At 69.8% G+C, this 21540-nt stretch carries 15 protein-coding genes; 13 read left to right on the top strand and 2 right to left on the bottom strand.

What is annotated here, in order from left to right; all coding sequences use genetic code 11:
- The first annotated feature begins 5 nt into the window (after positions 1–5).
- From J2S63_RS12435 to J2S63_RS12485, 11 genes are all read left to right on the top strand, one after another.
- Positions 6–1292 carry an MCE family protein gene (locus tag J2S63_RS12435; RefSeq protein ID WP_310302580.1) on the top strand — a complete coding sequence of 429 codons (1287 nt, stop codon included), beginning with the start codon at positions 6–8 and terminating at the stop codon, positions 1290–1292.
- Positions 1289–2326 (top strand): MCE family protein, encoded by a 1038-nt coding sequence (locus J2S63_RS12440; RefSeq protein ID WP_310302583.1) that lies wholly within the window; start codon positions 1289–1291, stop codon positions 2324–2326. The genes J2S63_RS12435 and J2S63_RS12440 overlap by 4 nt, the downstream gene beginning before the upstream one ends.
- Positions 2323–3297, top strand: a complete 975-nt coding sequence (locus J2S63_RS12445; RefSeq protein ID WP_310302586.1) for an MCE family protein — start codon at positions 2323–2325, stop codon at positions 3295–3297. Before J2S63_RS12440 ends, J2S63_RS12445 begins: the two co-directional genes overlap by 4 nt.
- A 1-nt stretch (position 3298) precedes the next feature.
- Positions 3299–4471: an MCE family protein gene (locus J2S63_RS12450; RefSeq protein WP_310302589.1), complete on the top strand. Its 1173-nt coding sequence runs from the start codon at positions 3299–3301 to the stop codon at positions 4469–4471.
- Positions 4468–5790 carry an MCE family protein gene (locus J2S63_RS12455; RefSeq protein ID WP_310302593.1) on the top strand — a complete coding sequence of 441 codons (1323 nt, stop codon included), beginning with the start codon at positions 4468–4470 and terminating at the stop codon, positions 5788–5790. Before J2S63_RS12450 ends, J2S63_RS12455 begins: the two co-directional genes overlap by 4 nt.
- Positions 5787–7094: an MCE family protein gene (locus J2S63_RS12460; protein WP_310302596.1), complete on the top strand. Its 1308-nt coding sequence runs from the start codon at positions 5787–5789 to the stop codon at positions 7092–7094. The genes J2S63_RS12455 and J2S63_RS12460 overlap by 4 nt, the downstream gene beginning before the upstream one ends.
- Positions 7091–7606 carry a hypothetical protein gene (locus J2S63_RS12465; RefSeq protein WP_310302599.1) on the top strand — a complete coding sequence of 172 codons (516 nt, stop codon included), beginning with the start codon at positions 7091–7093 and terminating at the stop codon, positions 7604–7606. The genes J2S63_RS12460 and J2S63_RS12465 overlap by 4 nt, the downstream gene beginning before the upstream one ends.
- Before the next feature lies 1 nt (position 7607).
- Positions 7608–8357 (top strand): hypothetical protein, encoded by a 750-nt coding sequence (locus J2S63_RS12470; protein WP_310302602.1) that lies wholly within the window; start codon positions 7608–7610, stop codon positions 8355–8357.
- 339 nt (positions 8358–8696) lie between these two features.
- Positions 8697–12209 (top strand): DNA-directed RNA polymerase subunit beta, encoded by a 3513-nt coding sequence (gene rpoB, locus J2S63_RS12475; RefSeq protein ID WP_310302605.1) that lies wholly within the window; start codon positions 8697–8699, stop codon positions 12207–12209.
- Positions 12210–12253: 44 nt separating this feature from the next.
- A complete protein-coding gene (locus J2S63_RS12480) occupies positions 12254–16114 on the top strand; it encodes a DNA-directed RNA polymerase subunit beta' (protein WP_310302607.1) in 3861 nt (1286 codons plus the stop codon).
- 94 nt (positions 16115–16208) lie between these two features.
- On the top strand, positions 16209–16979 hold the full coding sequence (locus tag J2S63_RS12485) for a lysophospholipid acyltransferase family protein (protein WP_310302610.1): 771 nt from the start codon (positions 16209–16211) through the stop codon (positions 16977–16979).
- On the opposite strand, the gene J2S63_RS12490 is transcribed toward J2S63_RS12485, so the two are convergent.
- Complete coding sequence (locus tag J2S63_RS12490) at positions 16954–18000, bottom strand: acyltransferase family protein (protein ID WP_310302612.1); 1047 nt, start codon at positions 17998–18000, stop codon at positions 16954–16956. The genes J2S63_RS12485 and J2S63_RS12490 overlap by 26 nt on opposite strands.
- A gap of 58 nt (positions 18001–18058) precedes the next feature.
- Here J2S63_RS12490 and J2S63_RS12495 point away from each other — a divergent pair, with 58 nt between their 5' ends.
- A complete protein-coding gene (locus J2S63_RS12495) occupies positions 18059–18565 on the top strand; it encodes an NUDIX hydrolase (RefSeq protein WP_310302614.1) in 507 nt (168 codons plus the stop codon).
- Complete coding sequence (locus tag J2S63_RS12500; RefSeq protein ID WP_310302617.1) at positions 18562–19824, top strand: hydroxyacid-oxoacid transhydrogenase; 1263 nt, start codon at positions 18562–18564, stop codon at positions 19822–19824. The genes J2S63_RS12495 and J2S63_RS12500 overlap by 4 nt, the downstream gene beginning before the upstream one ends.
- Before the next feature lie 4 nt (positions 19825–19828).
- On the opposite strand, the gene J2S63_RS12505 is transcribed toward J2S63_RS12500, so the two are convergent.
- Complete coding sequence (locus tag J2S63_RS12505) at positions 19829–21481, bottom strand: amidohydrolase (protein ID WP_310302620.1); 1653 nt, start codon at positions 21479–21481, stop codon at positions 19829–19831.
- Positions 21482–21540 lie beyond the last annotated feature (59 nt).

The following is a 21540-nucleotide window of genomic DNA, read 5'->3' on the forward strand; positions in this document are numbered from 1 at the left end:
CGGGCATGCGCAAGCTCCTCTCGGCCTCGGGCCCCCGCGTCTTCGGCGCGGCGTTCATCGCGCTGGTGATCCTCTTCGTGTGGCTGACCTACGCGGTCTTCACCAAGAAGTTCAGCAGCTACGACGAGGTGACCCTCGAGTCCTCCAAGATCGGCCTCTCGCTGCCCTCCCGTGCCGACGTCAAGATTCGTGGCGTCCTCGTCGGCGAGGTGCTCAAGGTCGTCACCGACGGCGACGGGGCCGAGCTGACCCTGGGCCTCTACCCCGACCAGACCAGCACGATCCCGGAGAACGTCACGGCGCAGATCCTGCCCAAGACCCTCTTCGGCGAGAAGTACGTCGCGCTCCAGGTCCCGAAGGACCCCCAGGGCACGATCAAGGCCGGCGACACGATCAAGCGCACCGACGTCTCGATCGAGCTGGAGGCCGTCCTCAACGACCTCTTCCCGCTGCTGCGTGCCGTGCGACCGATCGACCTGAACTACACGCTCACCGCGATCTCCAACGCGCTGGAGGGTCGCGGCGACAAGCTCGGCAACAGCCTCGAGACCCTCGACAGCTACCTGCGGCAGTTCAACCCCGACGTGCCGGACCTGATCGACAACGTCGTCAAGCTCGGCAAGGTCTCGCAGACCTACAACAGCGTGGTGCCCGAGCTCGCTCGGCTGCTGCGCAACTCGGTCAAGACGACCAACACGCTGGAGACCAAGGACCAGCAGATCAAGGCGCTGTTCACCGACGTGGCCGGCTTCAGCGGCACGGCCAAGGCGTTCCTGGACAAGAACGGCGACAACCTCGTCACGCTCGCTGACCAGGGGCAGCGGATCCTCCCGCTGCTGGCGCGCTACAGCCCGCAGTACTCCTGCTTCATCAAGGGCATCGTCGCGGCGATCCCGCTGCAGGAAGAGGCCTTCCGCGACAAGACGCTGCACATCATCCTCGAGCCGCTGCGCAAGGAGCCGCGGGGCTACACCCCGAGCGACCGCCCGCAGTACACCGACAACCGCGGGCCGTTCCCCTACTGCAACGCGCTCCGCAGGGCGATCAACGGTGGCTTCGGCCAGGACCACCCGTTCCGGGGGAAGTACATCCCTCGGATCGAGGACGGCTCCGACTACAACTTCGGCAAGCGTGTGCCGGTCGGCGACGCGGTCGGCGGCACCTCCCGGGAGAAGCTGCTGATCGGCGCGGCCGCGTCGCCGGTGCTCGGGGTCCCGGTCGACGACGTCCCCGACGTCACCACGCTGCTGCTCGGCCCGCTCGCACGAGGGATGGAGCTGGACGTCAGATGAGGTTCATCGACAAGCAGACCGCCGGCGACTCGATCCGCCTGATCATCTTCGTGGTCGTCACGACGCTGGCCACGGGCCTGCTCGCCCTGACCATCGGCAACGTCTCCTTCGGGGACAAGACGCACTACAAGGCCGTCTTCAGCGACGTCACCGGCGTGGCCAAGGGCGACGACGTGCGCGTGGCCGGGGTCAAGGTCGGCAGCGTCGCGGGGGTCAAGATCCTCAACCGCACCAAGGCGCTGGTGGACTTCGACGTGCAGAGCACGACCAAGCTGACCGGGGCGACCTACGCGACGATCCGCTACCGCAACCTCGTCGGACAGCGCTACATCTCGCTCGCCGAGGGAGCGGGCTCACCCGCGCCGCTGCAGGAGAACGGCACCATCCCGGAGTCGCGGACCACGCCCGCGCTCGACCTCACCGTGCTGTTCAACGGCTTCAAGCCGCTCTTCGCCGCGCTCACGCCGTCCGACATCAACAAGTTCGCCTACCAGATCATCCAGGTCTTCCAGGGCGAGGGCGGCACCCTCGAGGGCCTCCTGGCCCGGACGGCGTCGGTGACCAACACGCTCGCGAGCCGCGACCAGCTGATCGGCAACCTCATCGCCGACCTCAACCGCACGCTGCGCACGGTCGGCGACCGCGACCAGCAGCTGTCCGACCTGATCATCCAGTTCCGCCGCTTCGTCGGCGGCCTCAAGGACGACCGGCAGGCGATCCTCGGATCCCTGGACTCGATCTCCTCGCTCGCCGTCCAGACCAGCGACCTGGTGCAGGGGGTCCGTCCCGGGCTCGTCGGCGACATCAAGCAGGTCCGCAAGCTGGCTGGCACGATCAACCGCAACCGCGGCGAGGTCAACCGTGCCCTCGGCGTCCTGCCGGTCAAGCTGCAGAAGGTCGGTCGCACCGCGATCTACGGCTCCTGGTTCAACTTCTACCTCTGCGAGTTCAAGGGGCAGGTCGTGCTCCCGGGGTCGCGGCCGATCGAGCTGCCGGCCTACGAGACCAACACGGAGAGGTGCCACATCGGATGAGCGTCCCGTTCCGTGAGCGCAACCCCGTCACCATCGGGGCCATCAGCCTCGCCGTGATCGCCGCTCTCCTGGTGGTCGCGTTCAAGGCGGGCGACCTGCCGGTGATCGGCGGTGGCGACACCTACTACGCCTCGTTCAGCGAGGCCGGCGGGCTCAAGCCCAACGACGAGGTCCGCATCGCGGGCGTCCGGGTCGGCAAGGTCCGCTCGGTGGAGCTCAAGGGCTCTCGGGTGAGGGTGAAGTTCCAGGTCGACAACAGCGCGCAGTTCGGCAAGGAGACCGGCGCCGAGATCAAGGTCAAGACGATCCTCGGCAGCATGTTCCTGGCGCTCAAGCCGGCCGGGCCCGGCCAGCTCGCGGAGGGGACGGACATCCCGGTCTCGCGCACGAGCTCGCCGTACGACGTGGTCGAGGTGTTCGAGGGCCTGGCGGAGAGGTCGGAGCGCATCGACACCAAGCAGCTCGCGACCGCGTTCGACACCCTGGCTGCGGTGACCCGCAACACGCCCGAGGAGTTCAAGTCGGCGCTGAAGGGCGTCTCGGCGCTCTCGCAGACCGTCGCCTCCCGCGACGACCAGCTCAACGAGCTGCTGCGCAACCTCGACGACGTCTCGCAGGTGCTCGGCGACCGCAAGGACGACATCGTCGCGCTGATGAAGGACGGCGACGTCCTCTTCCGCGCGCTGGTCGCCCGCCGCCAGGCGGTGAGCAACCTGCTCAAGGCGACCGCCAACCTGTCCCAGGAGCTCACCACGCTGGTGCGCCAGTCCCGGGCCGACCTCAAGCCCGCCCTCGACCAGCTCCAGGGAGTGGTGGACCTGCTCAACGCCAACCAGGAGAACCTCGACTCGAGCCTCCGACTGCTGGCGCCGTTCTACCGGGTCTTCGCCAACACGCTGGGCAACGGGCCGTGGTTCGACACGATCATCAAGAACCTCCCGCCGGCTCCCGGCACCGGGGCGGGTGGCTGACGTGGCGATCTCCCTGCCCCGCGGCTCCGGTCTCGCCCGGATCCTGCCCCTGCTCGTCGTCGGCGTCATCGTGATCGCCGCTGTCGCGACCTTCGCCAAGGGTGGCGGCGGCCAGAAGACGGTCACCGCTGACTTCCCGCGCACGGTGTCGGTCTACGAGGGCTCCGACGTCCGAGTGCTGGGCGTCAAGGTCGGCCAGATCGACTCGGTCACCCCCACCGGCACCACGGTCAAGGTCGTCATGTCCTACGACGAGAACGTCAAGATCCCGGCGACCGCCAAGGCCGCGATCATCGCGCCGTCCGTCGTGGGCGACCGATTCGTGCAGTTCACGCCGGTCTACAAGGGCGGGCCGGTGATGGAGGACAACGCCAAGCTGGGCAGCGACCGCACGGCGGTGCCGCTCGAGCTCGACCAGATCTACCAGAACCTCAACGACCTCGCCGTCGGCCTCGGCCCGGACGGGGCCAACAAGGAGGGCGCGCTCACGCGCCTGCTGCAGTCGACCGCCCGCAACTTCGGTGGCCAGGGCAAGCAGTTCAACGAGACCATCCGCAACCTGTCGAAGTTCACCTCCACGCTGGACAACAACAAGGAGGAGCTGTTCGGCGCGACCCGTCAGATCGAGGTGTTCGTGCAGGCCCTGGCCGACAACGACCAGACCGTCCGCGACTTCAACGACAGCCTGGCCTCCGCCTCCGACCTGCTCTCCGACGAGCGCAAGGACCTCGCCGCGGCGCTGCGCAACCTCGCCACGGCGATGACCGAGGTGCGCACCTTCGTCAAGGACAACCGGCAGGGCCTCACGCGCAACATCAAGGGGCTGGTCAAGGTCACCGACATCCTGGTCAAGCAGCGCAAGGCGCTCGACGAGGTGCTGCACGTCGCCCCGACGGCGCTGGCGAACCTCTACCACACCTACAACCCGTCGGCCGGCACGCTCGACACCCGCAGCAACCTCGGCAAGAACCTCGACTTCGCCACGCAGGACCCGGCCGACGTCCTGTGCGGGCTGGTCGTCACGGCCGACCCCAAGGGTCAGGTCTGCGACCAGATCCAGGGCGCCCTCGGGCGCACCTCGCCCGGCGCGCAGGCCGCACCGGCGGACCGCAAGCCCATCGAGGTCGAGTACGTCGACCGCACGCTCGCCGGCATCCTCGGGGGGTCGCGATGAACCGCCGCTTCTCCCGTCGGGCCGCCGCCGCCCTGGCCGCGAGCGGTGCCCTGCTGCTCTCCGGCTGTGACTTCCAGGTCTACGACCTCCCGCTGCCCGGAGGAGCCGACGTCGGCGACAACCCCTACCACGTCAAGGTGGAGTTCCGTGACGTGCTCGACCTGGTGCCACAGTCGGCCGTGCGGGTCGACGACATCGCCGTGGGTCGTGTCGAGGACGTCCAGCTCAAGGGCTACAAGGCCGTCGTGACCCTGCTGGTCCGCAGGGACACCAAGCTGCCGGACAACGCCGAGGCCGAGATCCGCCAGACCAGCCTCCTGGGCGAGAAGTTCGTCTCGCTCAAGACTCCCGACCAGAACCCGTCCCCCAACCTGCTGGGCGACGGCGACGTCATCGGCCTGGACCACTCGGGCCGCAACGTCGAGGTCGAGGAGGTGCTGGGGGCGCTGTCCCTGCTGCTCAACGGCGGTGGCGTGGGCCAGCTCAAGATCATCAACGAGGAGCTCAACAAGGCCCTCGACGGCCGCACGGGCACGGTCAGGGACGTCCTGCGCCAGCTGCGGACCTTCATGACCCAGCTCGACGGCAGCAAGAACCAGATCGTCACCGCGCTCGAGCAGGTCGACACGCTGTCCAGGTCGGTCAACGCCAACACCGACACTCTCGACCTCGCGCTCCGCGAGCTGCCCGGCGCGATCCGCACGGTCGAGGGCCAGCGCAAGGACCTGATCAAGATGCTGCGCGCCCTCGCCAACCTCAGCGGCACCGCGACCAAGGTGATCCTGGCCTCCAAGCAGGGCACGATCGACAGCCTCAACTCGCTGCTGCCCACCCTGCGGGGCTTCGTCGCCGCCGGCGACGCGTTCCCCAAGGCGCTCCAGGTGTTCCTGACCTACCCGTTCATCGACGCCGTGGTCGGCAAGACCGCCGCCCAGGCGAGGGACCTCCACATGGGCGACTACACCAACCTGTCGGTCAACCTCGACGTCAACCCGGCGAGCCTGGGCGGTGCGGACGAGGGAGGCAACGGCGGCGGCACTCCGACCTGCCTGCCCCAGACCCAGGTCTGCCTCCCCGGCGGTCTCCCGACCAAGCTGCCGACCAAGCTGCCGACCAAGCTGCCGACCAAGCTGCCGACGACCGTCCTGCCGGGCACCGGTGGTGGCGGCTCGGGCGGCGACGGCGGCCTCCTCGGCGGCCTCGGCGTGGGTCGCGCCGCGGTGGGGCCGACCAGGACGGTGCCGACCGCCGAGCACGTGCCCGGCACGATCGACACCGAGCTCACCGCTCTGATCGGCTGGGGGGTGCTGGGCCGATGATCACCAGGCGCACCAAGATCCAGCTGGTCATCTTCTTGGCGATCACCCTCTTCGGGGTCTCGTTCGTGGGGGCGAAGTACGCCCAGCTCGACCGTCTGGTGCTCGACGACTCCTACGAGGTCACCGCGCACTTCGCCGACAGCGGTGGCATCTTCGCCGGGGCCGAGGTGACCTACCGCGGTCTCACCATCGGCCGCGTCGACTCGCTCAAGCTGACCGACCAGGGGGTCGACGTCAACCTCGCGATCGAGAACCAGCACGACAGCATCCCGGCCAAGACCGACGCGATCGTGGGCAACCGCTCGGCGGTCGGTGAGCAGTACGTCGAGCTCCAGCCGTTCTCCAACGACAAGCCCTACCTCAAGGAGGGCTCCGAGATCGCCCAGTCGGCCACGCAGATCCCGATCCAGCCCACGGAGTGGCTCGACAACACCCAGAAGCTGGTCAACTCGGTCCCCAAGCAGGACCTGAGCACCGTCGTGAGCGAGTTCGGGCAGGCCTTCAAGGGCGGCGGACGGGACCTCGGCACCCTGATCGACTCGCAGGACTCCTTCATCCGGGCCGCCAGCGACAACCTCGACATCACCCGCCAGCTGCTGCGCGACAGCAACGTGGTCCTCACCACCCAGCTCGACAAGGCCTCGGCGATCCAGAGCTTCGCGCGCGACCTCGCGGCGTTCTCCGACACCCTGGCCTCCTCCGACGGTGACCTGCGCAAGGTGATCGCCAACGGCTCGGCCACCGCCAACGAGCTGCGCAGCTTCCTGGAGGAGAACAAGGTCGACCTCGGCAAGCTCGTGAGCAACCTGGTCACGACCGGCGAGGTGCAGGTCAAGAACCTCGCCGGCATCCGGATGACGCTGATCCTCTACCCCTACGTCGTCGCGGGCGGCTTCACGGTCGTGGACAAGGTGGGCAACGGCCCCTACAACGCCCACTTCGGGCTCGTCACCACCAACGACCCGCCGGTCTGCACGCGGGGCTACGAGGGCACCAACCGCCGGCCGCCCGACGGGAAGCAGAACACCGGCAACGTCCCGATGAACGAGAACGCCCGGTGCAGCGAGCCGGCCACGCAGAGCAACCCCCGTGGTGCGCAGAACGCGCCGCGCGTGGCGCCCTTCGGCGAGGCCGGCCAGCCCGGAGTGGACGCCCCGGTCATCGGCACCTACGACCGCGCCTCGGGGACGTTCAGCTACGCCGACGACGCCTCCACGCCGCAGGTCGCCTACACCGGCGGTTCGGCCGCCCAGTACGGTGACCAGTCGTGGATGCAGCTGCTCCTGCAGCCGGTTCTCCCGTGACGGGCCGGCGCAGACGACCTCGACTCGCGACCGCCCTGGCGGTGCTGTGCGTCCTGGCCCTGGCCGGGGGACTGGCCGCCGGGCTCTGGATGCGCAGCCGCTCGGCCGACATCGAGGCGGACGACACCGCCCGCGCCGAGGTGGTGCAGGCGGCGGCGAGGTTCACCTCCACCTGGAACACCATCGACCCGAAGCATCCCCAGGCCTACGTCGACGCGGTGACGCCCCTGCTCTCGACGAAGTTCCGCAAGGAGTTCACCGACACCAAGGACGACGTCATCGGCGGCATCACCCAGCTCGGCCTGTCCTCCCGGGGCAAGGTCCTCAACGACGACGACGGCATCCCGCTGGTCGGGATCGCCGACCTGGACGCCGACTCGGCGAAGGTCCTGGTCGTCTCGGACTCCCAGCGGGTCTCCGGTGGCCAGCCGGTGGTCCGGCACTGGCGCTGGGAGCTCACCATGGTCAACGTCGACGGCTCCTGGCTGGTCGACGACCTGAAGGCGGTGTGAGATGAGCGGCCAGCTCCCTCCGCCCCGCCGCCGGCGCATCGCCGGTGAGCGCCGTCCGGCCCCCACCGCCCAGTCGGCGACCCCGGCGACCCCGGAGCCCCAGGCGACCCCGGCGACTCCGGCGCCCCAGGCCGCGCCGGACGAGCAGGCGCCCGTCGACCTGACGAAGCCCGCGAAGCCGACAGAGCCGACGAAGCGCACGAAGGTACGCCGCCCGCGCCCGCAGCCGACCGGTGACGGGTGGTGGGGCTCGACCGCGACGGTGGTCGTGCTGGCGGTCGCCTTGGTGGTCATCCTCGCCCTCACCGGCCTGGGCCTGGCTGGGCTCCTGGGCAACCGCGGCATCCCCCAGATCCGCGAGGCCGCCCAGGTCACCGACGCCGAGGAGACCGCGCCCTCGGTGGCCGAGCGGGCGGCCGAGGCGATCCTGGCCTACGACTACAAGACGCTGGACGCCGACCAGGACGCCGCCGAGCGCTTCATGACGCCGGCCTTCGTCAAGAAGTACTCCGACAGCTTCACCAAGGCCGTGGCCCCGGCGGCCCGAACCTTCAAGGCGCGGGTCACCACCGAGGTGCTCGCCTCCTCGGTCGTCCGCGCGACGCCCGACCACGTGCGCGTCCTGGTGTTCGTGGACCAGACCACGGTGGCGACCAACAAGAAGAACCCCCAGGTGGCCCTCAACCGGGTCGAGCTGAGCATGGTCCTGCGGGGCGGCTCGTGGCTCGTGGACGACATCGGCTCCTACTGAGCGAGCCCGCCGCGGCTCGCCCGCGCGGGTGGGAGAAGCCCGCTCCGTCCTGGACCGGGGGCACGGTTTGGGGCGATTCGCTTGACTGCCGCCCCGGTGGCCCCCATCCTTTCGGCAGAGGTCTCGAGCCGCTGATGGCTCCTCGTGACGGTCATATGGAGGTCCGGGCACGCAGGGGCGACGAAGGCGAGCTCTCTGCGGTTGTGCCTTGTGCACGGCGGTGATATCGTCGCTCTTTGCGTCTGCCCACCCTCCCCTCTCCGGACACTGGTGTGTCCTCGACCAGGTGAGCCCGGGCAACGCCCCCACGATGAGTCCGAGCCTCCGGAAGGACGCCTCTTGGCCGCCTCGCGCCGCACGTCTAGCACTGCCAGCTCCACCCCCCGCCGCATCTCCTTCGCCAAGATCTCAGAGCCTCTCGAGGTCCCCAAGCTGCTCGCCCTGCAGACCAACAGCTATGACTGGCTGGTCGGCAACGAGCGGTGGGACACCGAGGTCCAGGCCCGCACCGACGCCGGCGAGGACGTCAGCCCCAAGTCCGGGCTGCAGGAGATCTTCGAGGAGATCTCCCCGATCGAGGACTTCTCCCAGACCATGTCGCTCTCGTTCGAAGAGCCGGTCATGATGGACCCGAAGTACACCACCGAGGAGTGCAAGGAGAAGGACCTCACCTACGCGGCCCAGCTCTACGTCTCCGCGGAGTTCACCAACAACGAGACCGGTGAGATCAAGGGCCAGACGGTCTTCATGGGCGACTTCCCGCTCATGACCGACAAGGGCACCTTCATCATCAACGGCACCGAGCGGGTCGTGGTGTCCCAGCTCGTCCGCTCGCCGGGTGTCTACTTCGAGCGCACCCCGGACAAGACGTCCGACAAGGACATCTACACCGCCAAGCTGATCCCGTCGCGGGGCGCCTGGCTGGAGTTCGAGATCGACAAGCGCGACATGGTCGGCGTCCGCCTCGACCGCAAGCGCAAGCAGAACGCCACGGTGCTGCTCAAGGCGCTCGGCTGGACCGACGCGCAGATCCGCGAGGAGTTCCGCGACCCGCGCAGCCCCGACAACGACCCGCAGCCCTACGAGTCGATCGCGCTGACCCTCGACAAGGACCACACCGAGGCCCAGGACGAGGCGCTGCTGGACATCTACCGCAAGCTGCGCCCGGGCGAGCCCCCGACGCGTGAGGCCGCGCAGACGCTGCTGGACAACTACTACTTCAACGGCAAGCGCTACGACCTGGCCAAGGTCGGCCGCTACAAGATCAACAAGAAGCTCGGTCTGACCGAGGCCTTCGACCAGCAGACCCTGACCGTCGACGACATCGTCGCCACGATCAAGTTCCTGGTGGCCCTGCACGCCGGCGACGCCACCCTCGAGGCCCCGCAGGGCACGATCGAGGTCCGCGCCGACGACATCGACCACTTCGGCAACCGTCGCCTGCGCACGGTCGGCGAGCTGATCCAGAACCAGCTCCGCACGGGCCTGGCCCGCATGGAGCGGGTGGTCCGCGAGCGGATGACGACCCAGGACGTCGAGGCGATCACGCCCCAGTCCCTGATCAACATCCGTCCCGTGGTGGCGGCGCTGAAGGAGTTCTTCGGCACCTCCCAGCTCTCGCAGTTCATGGACCAGACCAACCCGATCGCGGGCCTGACCCACAAGCGGCGCCTGTCCGCGCTGGGCCCCGGCGGTCTGTCCCGTGACCGCGCCGGCTTCGAGGTCCGCGACGTCCACCACTCGCACTACGGCCGCATGTGCCCGATCGAGACCCCCGAGGGTCCCAACATCGGCCTGATCGGCTCGCTGTCGACCTACGGACGGATCAACCCGTTCGGGTTCGTGGAGACGCCCTACCGCAAGGTGGTCAACGGCCGCGTCACCGACGAGGTCGTCTACGTCACCGCCGACGAGGAGGACCGCTTCGTCATCGCGCAGGCCAACGCCGTGCTCGACGACGACGGCAACTTCGTCGAGGAGCGGGTGCTCGTCCGGACCCGCGGCGGCGAGACCGTCGACGTCCCGGCCGACGAGGTCGACTACATGGACGTCTCGCCGCGCCAGATGGTGTCGGTGGCGACCGCGCTCATCCCGTTCCTCGAGCACGACGACGCCAACCGCGCGCTCATGGGCTCCAACATGCAGCGCCAGGCGGTGCCGCTGATCCAGTCCGAGGCCCCCCTCGTCGGCACCGGCATGGAGTTCCGCGCCGCGGTCGACGCCGGTGACGTGGTCGCCGCGTCCAAGGCCGGCGTGGTGCAGGCCGTCTCGGCCGACGCCATCGAGGTGATGAACGACGACGGCACCTACAGCACCTACCGGATGCAGAAGTTCCGTCGCTCCAACCAGGGCACCTGCATCAACCAGCGTCCGCTGGTCGAGGCCGGCGCGCGCCTGGAGGTCGGCTCGCCGATCGCCGACGGCCCCTGCACCGACGACGGCGAGATGGCGCTCGGCCGCAACCTGCTGGTCGCCTTCATGCCGTGGCAGGGCCACAACTACGAGGACGCGATCATCCTCAGCCAGCGCCTGGTGCAGGAGGACGTCCTCACCTCGATCCACATCGAGGAGCACGAGGTCGACGCCCGCGACACCAAGCTGGGTCCGGAGGAGATCACCCGGGACATCCCCAACGTCTCCGAGGAGATGCTGGCCGACCTCGACGAGCGCGGCATCATCCGCATCGGCGCCGAGGTCACCACCGGTGACATCCTCGTCGGCAAGGTCACGCCCAAGGGCGAGACCGAGCTGACCCCCGAGGAGCGCCTGCTCCGCGCGATCTTCGGTGAGAAGGCGCGCGAGGTGCGCGACACCTCGATGAAGGTGCCGCACGGTGAGTCCGGCACGGTCATCGGCGTCCGCGAGTTCGACCGTGAGAACGGCGACGAGCTGCCCCCGGGCGTCAACCGCCTGGTCCGGGTCTACGTCGCCCAGAAGCGCAAGATCTCCGTGGGTGACAAGCTCGCCGGTCGTCACGGCAACAAGGGCGTCATCTCCAAGGTGCTCCCCGTCGAGGACATGCCGTTCCTCGAGGACGGCACTCCGGTCGACGTCATCCTCAACCCGCTCGGCGTGCCGGGCCGGATGAACATCGGCCAGATCCTGGAGATCCACCTGGGCTGGCTGGCCAAGACCGGGTGGGACGTCGCGGAGTACGACGGCGACAACCCCGACGACGACTGGAAGGAGCGCCTCATCTCGATCGCCGCGGACGAGGCGCCGGCCGACTCCAACGTCGCCACGCCGGTCTTCGACGGTGCACGTGAGGACGAGATCACGGGTCTGCTCAGCTCGACGCTGAAGAACCGCGACGGCATCCGCACCGTGGGCGGCAACGGCAAGGCGCGCCTGTTCGACGGGCGCTCCGGCGAGCCGTTCCCGGACCCGGTCTCGGTGGGCTACATGTACATCCTCAAGCTCCACCACCTGGTCGACGACAAGATCCACGCGCGGTCGACCGGCCCCTACTCGATGATCACGCAGCAGCCCCTGGGCGGCAAGGCCCAGTTCGGCGGCCAGCGGTTCGGCGAGATGGAGGTCTGGGCGATGGAGGCCTACGGCGCCGCCTACGCCCTGCAGGAGCTGCTCACGATCAAGTCCGACGACGTGCCCGGTCGCGTCAAGGTCTACGAGGCGATCGTCAAGGGCGAGAACATCCCCGACTCCGGCATCCCCGAGTCGTTCAAGGTGCTCGTCAAGGAGATGCAGTCCCTCTGTCTCAACGTGGAGGTCCTGTCCCAGGACGGCACCGCGATCGAGATGAAGGACGCGGAGGACGACGTCTTCCGCGCCGCTGAGGAGCTCGGCATCGACCTGTCCCGGCGTGAGCCCTCCTCGGTCGAGGAAGTCTGACCCGCCCCACCACCCGGCGTACGAAGCAAACAAAGGAACAAGCTTTGCTGGACGTGAATTTCTTCGATCAGCTGAAGATCGGCCTGGCCACCGCGGAGGAGATCCGCAACTGGAGCCACGGCGAGGTCAAGAAGCCGGAGACGATCAACTACCGCACGCTCAAGCCGGAGCGTGACGGTCTCTTCTGCGAGAAGATCTTCGGTCCCACCCGGGACTGGGAGTGCTACTGCGGCAAGTACAAGCGCGTGCGCTTCAAGGGCATCATCTGCGAGCGCTGCGGCGTCGAGGTGACCCGCTCCAAGGTGCGTCGTGAGCGCATGGGCCACATCGAGCTCGCGGCTCCGGTGACCCACATCTGGTACTTCAAGGGCGTGCCCAGCCGTCTGGGCTACCTGCTCGACCTGGCCCCGAAGGACCTGGAGAAGGTCATCTACTTCGCGGCCTACATGATCACCAGCGTCGACGAGGAGGCGCGTCACCGCGACCTGTCCTCGCTCGAGGCCAAGGTCGACATGGAGCGAAAGCGCCTCGAGGGCCGTCGCGACGACCAGATCAACAAGCGGGCCGAGAAGCTCGAGGAGGACATGGGCGCGCTCGAGGCCGAGGGCGCCAAGTCCGACCAGAAGCGCAAGGTGCGCGACGCTGCCGAGCGCGAGATGAAGCAGCTGCGCGACCGCTCCACCAAGGAGATCGACCGCCTCAACGAGGTGTGGGACACCTTCAAGTCGCTCAAGGTCCAGGACCTGATGGGCGACGAGATGCTCTACCGCGACCTGCGCTCGTGGTTCGGGAAGTACTTCGAGGGCTACATGGGCGCCGCGGCGATCCAGAAGCGCCTCGAGGACTTCGACCTCGAGGCCGAGGTCGAGTCCCTCAAGGACACGATCCAGAACGGCAAGGGCCAGAAGAAGGTCCGCGCCCTCAAGCGCCTCAAGGTCGTCGACGCCTTCCGCAAGACCGGCAACAAGCCGGTCGGCATGGTGCTCGACGCCGTCCCGGTCATCCCCCCGGACCTGCGCCCGATGGTCCAGCTGGACGGTGGCCGCTTCGCGACCTCCGACCTCAACGACCTCTACCGCCGCGTGATCAACCGCAACAACCGGCTCAAGCGCCTGCTCGACCTCGGTGCGCCGGAGATCATCGTCAACAACGAGAAGCGGATGCTCCAGGAGGCCGTCGACTCGCTGTTCGACAACGGTCGTCGTGGTCGCCCGGTCACCGGTCCGGGCAACCGGCCGCTGAAGTCGCTGTCCGACATGCTCAAGGGCAAGCAGGGCCGCTTCCGTCAGAACCTGCTGGGCAAGCGCGTCGACTACTCCGGCCGTTCGGTCATCGTGGTCGGCCCGCAGCTCAAGCTGCACCAGTGCGGTCTGCCCAAGCAGATGGCACTCGAGCTGTTCAAGCCGTTCGTGATGAAGCGGCTCGTCGAGCTCAACCACGCGCAGAACATCAAGTCCGCCAAGCGGATGGTGGAGCGCGCGGTCAGCGGCCTGACCCGTTACGCCGTGGTCTGGGACGTGCTGGAGGAGGTCATCGCGGAGCACCCGGTGCTGCTCAACCGTGCGCCCACGCTGCACCGCCTCGGCATCCAGGCCTTCGAGCCGCAGCTGATCGAGGGCAAGGCCATCCAGATCCACCCGCTGGTCTGCACCGCCTTCAACGCCGACTTCGACGGTGACCAGATGGCGGTCCACCTGCCGCTGTCCGCGGAGGCGCAGGCCGAGGCCCGCATCCTCATGCTGTCGACGAACAACATCCTCAAGCCGTCCGACGGCCGTCCGGTCACCATGCCGACGCAGGACATGATCATCGGGCTGTACTTCCTGACCCACCGCAACGAGGGCCAGGAGTACAAGGGCGACGGTCGGGTGTTCTCCTCGACCGCCGAGGCGATCATGGCCTTCGACCTGGGTGAGATCGAGCTGCAGAGCGAGGTGCGCATCCGCGGCCTCAAGGTCGAGGACATCACCACGCTGGGCCGTGCGCTCTTCAACGAGGCGATGCCGGACGACTACGGCTACGTCAACGGCGAGGTCGGCAAGAAGCAGCTCGGCACGATCGTGAACGACCTGGCCGAGCGCTACACCAAGGTGGAGGTGGCCCACGCGCTCGACGCGCTCAAGGACACCGGCTTCCACTGGGCGACCCGCTCCGGCGTCACGGTCTCCATCGACGACGTGGTCACCCCCGGTGGCAAGGCGAAGATCCTGGAGAAGTACGACGTCGAGGCCAAGAAGGTCCAGGTCAACTACGAGCGTGGTCTCATGACCGACGACGAGCGTCGTCAGGAGCTCATCGAGATCTGGACCCGCGCCTCCAACGAGGTGGCCGGCGAGCTGGAGAAGACCTTCGAGGGCGACAAGAGCAACCCCATCTACATGATGGTCCACTCCGGTGCCCGAGGGAACATGCAGCAGGTCCGCCAGATCGCGGCCATGCGTGGACTGGTGGCCAACCCCAAGGGCGAGATCATCCCGCGTCCGATCAAGTCGAACTTCCGTGAGGGCCTCACGGTGCTCGAGTACTTCATCGCGACGCACGGTGCTCGCAAGGGCCTGGCGGACACCGCGCTGCGGACCGCCGACTCCGGCTACCTCACCCGTCGTCTGGTCGACGTCTCGCAGGACGTGATCATCCGCGAGGAGGACTGCGGCACCGAGCGTGGTCTGCCCAAGCGGATCGGCCAGCGTGACGAGGAGGGCGGCCCGCTGCGGCTGGCCGACAACGTCGACACCGCGGCCTACGCCCGCTCGGTCGCCACGGCCGTCACGCACCCGGAGACCGGTGAGGTCCTCCTCGGTGCGGGTGACGACCTGGGCGACGTCAAGATCGACGAGCTGATCCTCGCCGGCATCGAGGAGGTCAAGGTCCGCTCCGTGCTGACCTGTGACGCCAAGACCGGCACGTGCGCCAAGTGCTACGGCCGCTCGCTGGCCACCGGCAAGCTGGTGGACATCGGTGAGGCCGTCGGCATCATCGCGGCGCAGTCGATCGGTGAGCCCGGCACCCAGCTGACGATGCGGACCTTCCACACCGGTGGTGTGGCCTCCGCGGACGACATCACGCAGGGTCTGCCGCGTGTGGTCGAGCTGTTCGAGGCTCGCAGCCCCAAGGGTCGCGCCCCGATCAGCGAGGCCGCGGGTCGGATCAGCATCGACGAGACCGAGAAGGCCAAGAAGGTCATCGTCACCCCCGACGACGGCTCGGAGCCGCTGGAGTACCCCGTCTCCAAGCGGTCCCGCCTGCTCGTCGACGAGGGCGACCACATCGAGGTCGGCGACAAGATCACCGTCGGCACGCCGGACCCGCAGGACGTCCTGCGCATCCTCGGTGTCCGCAAGGCGCAGGAGCACCTGGTGGACGAGGTCCAGGAGGTCTACCGCTCGCAGGGCGTGCAGATCCACGACAAGCACATCGAGATCATCATCCGGCAGATGCTGCGCCGGGTGCTCGTGCTGGAGCAGGGCGACACGCACCTGCTCCCGTCGGACCTGGTCGACCGGCCGCGCTTCGAGTCCGAGAACCGCCGCGTGGTCTCGGAGGGCGGCAAGCCCGCCGCCGGGCGTCCGCAGCTGATGGGCATCACCAAGGCGTCGCTGGCCACCGAGTCGTGGCTGTCGGCGGCGTCGTTCCAGGAGACCACCCGGGTGCTGACGGACGCGGCGATCCACGCCAAGTCCGACTCGCTCATGGGTCTGAAGGAGAACGTGATCATCGGCAAGCTGATCCCAGCCGGCACCGGTCTCGAGCGCTACCGCAACGTGCGCGTCGAGCCGACCGAGGAGGCCCGGGCCAACGCCTACACGGTGAGCGGCTACTCGTCGTACTACGACGACTTCTCCAACACCGGTGGTCAGCAGGTCGTGGCGCTGGACGAGTTCTCGTTCCGCTCCTACGACGACTGATCCTCAGCACCACGCGAAGGGCCGTCCCCACCGGGGGCGGCCCTTCGTCGTACGCCGGGGCAAGCGTCGCGCGGGCCTCCTGCGAACCCCGGACGTGGTCGACGACTGGGTGATCCGCGTGGGGCGGCTGGTGTTCCGGCTGCTCGGGCTGCGCGTGCGGCTCGAGGGCCTCGAGCACGTGCCGCGGACCGGACCCGCGGTCCTCGCCGCCAACCACGTCTCGTTCCTCGACTTCCTGCTGCTCGGGCTCGTCGGCGAGGAGCAGTGCGGCCGGCGGGTGCGGTTCCTGGCGCGCCACGACCTGTGGAAGGTGCGACCCGTCGGGCGGCTGATGGACCGGATGGGGCACGTCCCCGTCGACCGGGACGCGCCCGCGGACGCCTACCTGAGGGCTCGCGAGGCCCTGCGACGAGGTGAGCTGGTGGGCATCTTCCCCGAGGCCGGGGTGAGCCGCTCCTTCACCGTGCGGGCGTTGATGCCGGGGGCCGCCGCGCTCGCGAACGAGACCGGGGCGCCGCTCGTCCCGGTCGTGCTGTGGGGCGGTCAGCGGATCTGGACGGCCAAGAGCCGCCCGGTGCTGCGGCGGCACGTCCCGGTGTCGGTGAGCGTCGGGCCCCGGCTGCCGGAGGCCGGGGTGGTCGAGCGCACGGCGCTGCTCGGCCGCACCCTGCAGGGGATGCTCGACGGCGTGCAGGCCGAGCCGCGACACCGGCCCGCGCCGGGGGAGTCACCGGCCTGGCACCCGCACCACCTCGGCGGGTCCGCGCTCTCGGTGGCCGAGGCCGCCCTGGTCCAGGACGTGCCCCGCAGCGCCCTGGACCCCGCGTGGGCGCCGGCGGTCAGGGCAGCAGCGGCGGAGGGGTGACGACCTTGTCGAGGCGCGTGGAGACCGGGCGCCAGGCCAGGGCCGTGGCGAGCGCGAAGCCGCCGGCCGTCGTCAGGACCACCGACTGCCAGGCGTGGTCCTCGGACCAGCCGTTCATGCCGGCGATGGCCAGCCCCTCGACCACGAAGCCGTGGAACAGGTAGACCACCAGGCTCGCGGCACCCAGCCGGGAGTACCACGTCCTGCGGTTCGGGACCCACGAGAGCACGGCCAGCGACATCAGCAGGCCGGTGGCGAGGAACATCGCCCGCAAGGCCACGCCCTGGAGGCCGAGCGCGTCGAGCTCGGCGTACGGCGTGCGGTAGTAGAGCCACTCCGTGGTCAGCCGGCTCTCGACGAGCCACGCCATGCCGACCCCGGCCAGCAGGACGAGGAGCCCGGGCCTGCGGAACGTGCCCTCGCGCAGCCGCTGGACCTGCTCGGGGCGCGCGGTGAGGCCGAGGACGAAGAAGGGGAGCAGCCCCATGGCGCGGTTGCCGTCGAGGTAGGCCACCGAGAGGAACCCGCCCGCCAGCGACACCGCGAACGACAGGAGCACCACGTGGGGCACCCGGGTGAGCAGGGGGGTCGCCATGCGCCACAGGAACAGCACGGAGAGGTACCACATCGGCCAGTGGGGGTTGAGCCACAGCAGCTCGAGCCGCTCGCCCCCGACGTAGATGCGCAGGAGCGCGAAGAGCCCCTCGAAGAGCGCGTAGGGGAACACGACGGTGACCGCGAGCCGGTGCAGGTGGCGCCGGCTGAAGCGGAACGAGCGTGAGAGGTAGCCCGTGACCAGGACGAACGCCGGGACGTGCCACAGGTAGAGCCAGCTGTAGAGCAGGCCCACGCTCGCGGCGAGCGTCCAGGCGTGGCCCACGACCACGAGGGCGACGAAGAGGAACTTGCTGTTGTCGAGGAACGGGTCGCGTTCCTTGCGACCAGGGGTCGCGGCGGCCTGGCTCTCGCGGGTGGGTGCGGAGGCGGTCCGGCGCTCGAGGGTGACGGCGTCTGACTGCACCTCCGGAGGATGCCCAGACGGCGACTCACCCACACGTGCACTGCCTAGAATCGCTGCCATGTCCGTCACACCCCCTGCCGGCCCGGACGGGGAGGTGCCTCCGAGGCGTCAGCGCGTCGCGGCCTACGCCCTGCTCCGACGCGACGACCAGGTGCTGCTGTGCCACCTCGCGCCGCGGGTCGGCTTCGACGGCTGGGCCCTGCCCGGCGGGGGAGTCGACCACGGTGAGTCCCCGCGCGCCGCCCTGGTGCGTGAGGTCCACGAGGAGACCGGGCTCGACGTGGAGCCGGGCCGGGTGCTCGACGTCTACTCGCACCACTTCACCGGCCACAGCCCCCGCGGCGTGCTCGAGGACTTCCACGGGATCGGCCTGGTCTTCGAGGCCGAGATCACCCCCGCGTCGTACGCCGTCGAGCCGCACGTCGTCGAGGTCGACGGGTCCACCGACCGGTGCGGCTGGGTCGACCTGGACGAGGCCGCCCGGCTGCCCCTGACCGGCGCCGCACGCTTCGGCCTGCGGCTGCTGGGCATCGAGACCCCGATCCCCGAGGAGTACTCCCGATGAACGAGACCGTCTTCACCTACGGCGCGCCCTCGCTGAAGTTCGGCCTGGGCGCCTCCGACGAGCTCGGGCACGACCTCGCCGCGCTCGACGCCCGACGCGTGCTGCTGGTGACCGACCCCGGCGTCGCCGCGGCCGGCCACCCCGCGCGGCTGGCCGAGCTGGTGCGTGCCGCCGGCATCGAGGTGGAGGTCTTCGACCGGGTCCACGTCGAGCCCACTGACGTCTCGCTGGAGGAGGCGGTCGCGTTCGGCCGCGACACCGGGCCGTACGACGCGATCGTGGCGGTCGGCGGGGGGTCGGCCATCGACACGGCCAAGGCGGTCAACCTGCTCACCAGCAACCCCGGCGAGCTCATGGACTACATCAACGCCCCGGTCGGCAGGGCGCGGGCACCGAGGAACGCCCTGGCCCCCCTCGTGGCCGTGCCCACCACGACCGGCACCGGCAGCGAGAGCACGACGATCTGCGTGCTCGACGTGCTGTCGCTGCACGTGAAGACCGGCATCAGCCACCCGCGGCTGCGTCCCACGTTGGCGGTCGTCGACCCGCGGCTCACCATGTCCCAGCCGCCCGAGGTCACGGCGGCGGCCGGGATGGACATCCTGTGCCACGCCCTGGAGTCGTGGACGGCGCGCCCCTACTCGTCGTACCCCCGCAAGAAGCCCGAGGAGCGGGTGCCCTACTGCGGCGCCAACCCGGTCGCGGACATGTGGGCGGAGAAGGCGATGACGCTGCTCGCCGCGTCGTTCCGCACCGCCGTGCGCGACGGCGGGGACGAGGCTGCCCGCGAGCAGATGGCGCTGGCCGCGACGTTCGCCGGGATGGGCTTCGGCAACGCCGGCGTGCACATCCCGCACGCCAACGCCTACCCGATCGCGGGGCGGGTCAAGGACTTCCGCCCGGCCGGCTACCCGCAGGACGGGCCGATGGTGCCGCACGGCATGGCGGTCTCGCTCACCGCGCCCGAGGCCTTCCGCTTCACGTTCGAGGCCTCGCCGGAGCGGCATCTGCGCGCCGCCGAGCTGCTCGGCGGCGCCGAGGGTGCCGAGGGACCGGACCTCCTGCCGCGCACGCTGGCCCGGCTCATGCGCGACATCGAGATGCCCAACGGCATCGCCGCCGTGGGGTACGACGAGGGCGACGTCGGTGCCCTCGTCGAGGGCTCGCTCAAGCAGCAGCGGCTGCTCGCCACGGCCCCCCGCGAGGTGGGCGCCGACGACCTGGCCGGCATCCTGCGGGGCTCGCTCGAGCTCTGGTGAGCGGTCAGACGGGCCGCTCGTGCACCACGCGCCCGTCGACGAGGGTCAGGTCGACCCGCGCCTCGTGCAGCTCGTCCGCGGGGATGGCGAACAGGTCGCGGTCGAGCACGGCGAGGTCGGCCAGCATGCCGACCTCGAGCCGGCCGGTGACGTCGTCGAGACGGTTCACGTAGGCCGACCCGGCGGTGTAGGCGGTCAGCGCGGTGTCGAGGTCGATCGCCTGGTCCGGCAGGAAGGGCGGGGTGCCCTCCGGCTGTGACGGCGCGACGCGCGTGACCGCCGTACGGATCGCCTTGAGCGGGTCCGGGCTGCTGACGAACCAGTCGCTCCCCATGGCGAGCCGGGCCCCGGAGCGGGCCAGGTCGGCGAACGGGTAGTGCCACGCGGCGCGCTGCTCGCCGACCAACGGCAGGCACAGCTCGTCGACCTGCCACTCGTGCGTGGCCCACAGCGCTTGGCAGTTGGCGGTGACGTCGAGCTCGGCGAAGCGCGGCACGTCGTCGGGGTGGATCACCTGGATGTGCGCCAGGTGGTGGCGCCCACCGCCCGGTCCGTTGGCGCGCCGGGCGGCCTCGACCGCGTCGAGCGCCTCACGGACGGCCCGGTCGCCGATCGCGTGCACGTGCAGGGTGAACCCCTGCGCGTCGAGGCGTACGGCGGCCTCGCGCAGCATGTCCGGGTCGACCATCGAGATGCCGCTCTCCTGGCCGGGCAGGCAGCAGACGTCGGGGTGCGGGAGGTAGGGCTCGAGCATCGAGGCGGTGCCGTTCTCGACGATGCCGTCCTGCATCACCTTCACGGCTCCCGTGCGGAAGCGCCCCACCTCGGAGGTCGCGCGGCGGTGGACGAGCTCCTCGACCTGCTCGAGCCCGTCGCCGCGACGCCACCACAGCGCGCCCTCGACGCGGGCCGTGAGGGTGCCGTCGGCCGCGGCGGCCATGTAGTAGGGCGTCGGGTCGGACCAGCCGGCGAAGTCGCCCAGGATCGCGTCCTGCCAGGCGGTGACGCCGTGGGAGTGCAGCCGGGCCTGGGCGGCCCTGAGCCCGGCCTGGTAGTCCTCGTCGGAGGGCGGGGGCAGCACGCCCTCGACGAGGTCCATCGCGCCCTCGTGGAGGACGCCGGTCGGGCGCCCCGCCTCGTCCCGCTCGAGGTAGCCGTCGGCCGGGTCCGGGGTGCGCTCGTCGATCCCCGCCAGCGCGAGCGTGCGGCTGCTCGCCCAGCCGGCGTGGCCGTCGCGGATCGTCAGCCAGGCCGGGCGGTCACCGACCAGCAGGTCGAGGTCGGCGGCGGTCGGCGTGCGGCCGAAGGTGTCGAAGGACCAGCCGCCACCGAGCAGCCAGCCCTCGGGACGCAGGTGCGAGGCCTCCACGATGCGTCGCTGCGCGGCCTCGCCGTCGAGCCCGGCGAGGTCGCAGCGGATGACCGTGACCCCGGCGAAGACGGCATGGACGTGGGCGTCCTGGAACCCGGGCAGCAGCATGCGCCCGGTCAGGTCGACCTCCTCGGTGCCGCGGCCCCGTTGCGCCAGGGCCTCGTCGTCCCACGCGACGACCCGGCCGTCCCGCACCCCCAGGGCGTACGACGGCCCGCCGCCCGCGCTCCACAGCCGCCCGGGGCCGGAGGGGTCACGACGGAGGAGGAGGTCCAGGGGCGCCATGCGTCCATGATCCCGGTCGGGGCGAAGCGGCCTCGGCACCCCCCAATAAACTCAGCGGC

This window comes from Nocardioides marmoribigeumensis, assembly GCF_031458325.1.
Classification (GTDB): Bacteria; Actinomycetota; Actinomycetes; order Propionibacteriales; family Nocardioidaceae; genus Marmoricola_A; species Marmoricola_A marmoribigeumensis.